This window comes from Mesorhizobium sp. M2A.F.Ca.ET.067.02.1.1 (genome assembly GCF_004023285.1).
Lineage (GTDB): Bacteria > Pseudomonadota > Alphaproteobacteria > Rhizobiales > Rhizobiaceae > Mesorhizobium.
The window spans coordinates 1-1,774 of the sequence record NZ_RZSB01001005.1 but is presented as its reverse complement, the minus strand read 5'-3'; the positions used below and the strand labels follow the sequence as shown (position 1 = coordinate 1,774).

Annotated in this window: 2 protein-coding genes; both read right to left on the bottom strand. The window is 59.1% G+C overall.

Features of this window, described 5'->3' with window-relative positions:
• Window positions 1-574 (bottom strand): DUF4347 domain-containing protein (locus EOA28_RS34735; RefSeq protein ID WP_128315797.1); only part of this gene is annotated, 574 nt, incomplete at its 3' end.
• 88 nt (window positions 575-662) lie between these two features.
• Complete coding sequence (locus EOA28_RS34730) at window positions 663-977, bottom strand: hypothetical protein (RefSeq protein WP_126078796.1); 315 nt, start codon at window positions 975-977, stop codon at window positions 663-665.
• Window positions 978-1,774 lie beyond the last annotated feature (797 nt).

Genomic DNA, 1,774 nt, shown 5'->3' with positions numbered 1-1,774 from the left:
GATAGTATGTATTAATACTTTTACTGCTGCCAGCATCTGTAAAACCGGCGAGTGTAAGGTCGCCCGATTCAAGTACCCCTGAGTAATTTGCTACGCCAGCTGAAGTGATCGGCGGCAAGGGCGAGGTCGCATAGTGCGGGAGTCCCCAAGACCCACCCAGATTCGCCGCGCCAACCAGCGACCTGGATGCACAAACCTCGGCGCCTACGGCTTCTTCCAATGCCTCGAGGAACCTTTCGCCGACATTCCCCAATGCCGCCGAGCAACTCCATAGCCGCAGTTGGCCATCCGCGGCGAGCGCTTTGCCGATGGCGGCGAAATCCTGGTCGCTTTCCTTCAACGTGGCGGCGGACCACTCCCCTGCGGCGAATTGGACCCGTCCCGGCGCGCCGTGAGCGATGATGTGGACTGCGTCGAGCCCTTTGTGGCCATCGAGGGCGGCGGCGATCTGCTGCGCCGGCGGTCGGCCGCTGTTGAGCACGACAGCCCGGACTTCAGGCCTCAAATTGCCGAGAACGGTCTGCAGGTCGGAGATTGAAGGATCCACAAAAAGAATTTCAGAGGCACGGGCCATAACTGGCTCCTGTTGGCTTTGAATTCAATTCAAGGGGAAACCGCCCACCGGTTTGGCAGGCGAGAGGGAACAATGAGATTGGACGCGATCACCTCGCTGACGGCCCGACGGCACCGCCGGGCCGCGGAACGACAGGTGTTTCCACGCGCAGGAAGCTGGCGACCTGGAAATTGCCGCCGTCGTCAAACGTGCCGATCGCCAACGAGCCGGCGGTGCTCGGAACCTTGACGTTAAGGGAGACAGCGAGGCTTCGCTTGACCGTCTTGGGGAGGTTGACCTGACCGACGATGGCGCTCTTGGTCGTGTCGAGCACGAAATATGTCACGTTCCCGGTATCGTCGCCGATGGGCAAGACACCCCGAACAGCGACATCCATGACGGCAAAGCCTGCTGTATAGCTCATCACGTCCTCCTCGATCCGTTGCGGCTCGCGCCGCCGTTCTTTCGTTTCGTAGCTTTGGGTTTCAGTCAGTAGCCGAGCACCCGCGGCGAGTCCCTGCTGACCACGGTGGCGGGAACAAAAGGTCGTCCAAGTTCATGAAAGCGCTCCCGTGCCGGGATGCCCTGAGGGCAAGCGGAGCGACCGACGCGGGCAGCTTGGTTCGAATGAGCCTGGGGCATGTCGAAGCGGGAACTCGCGTCGACGCGACGCCGCTTGGCGGGCGATACTAACCGGACCACTGTCAACTCCATCACGCGTGCCGCGATTTCTCGACGACGAAATGCAAGGAGCCGACCACTCGCAACGGAATATCACTCGGGAGATCGAGGCCTGGACCACAGATTTCAGGCCAATCGGCGGAACGTTCGCTCGCCACCACAAGCACCGCGCCCTCACGGGTGAAGTGGCTTTGCTCCCGGATCCTTTCCTAGCTTTGCGGACACGCGCGGACAGGCGGTCCTCCCGCCCAATCCGAGGCTACTCTCAGTTGCATTAGATATTAGTAAATGCGAAATTTATAAAATTGTAAATGGCTTGGTTTACACTTTATGAACGGAAGTTCGCTTGGTAGAGTCTCGCCTGGCGTCTTCGAAATGACAGCTCGGGGACCCGAACCCTTTGAAAATCCGAGGCTTAAATCCGGCCATTTCGCTCGCTAAAAATTGAGCACCATCATACAAATGGTTGAGGCTTCACGGGCGCGGGATGGGGCATGAGGGTTGGATGAGTCCTCATCTGAAAGGAGTGCTGTCCTGGAT

Coding starts and splice junctions, on each gene's coding strand:
- EOA28_RS34730 (WP_126078796.1), bottom strand. CDS start 977: ATGAGCTATACAGCAGGCTTTGCCGTCATGGATGTCGCTGTTCGGGGT.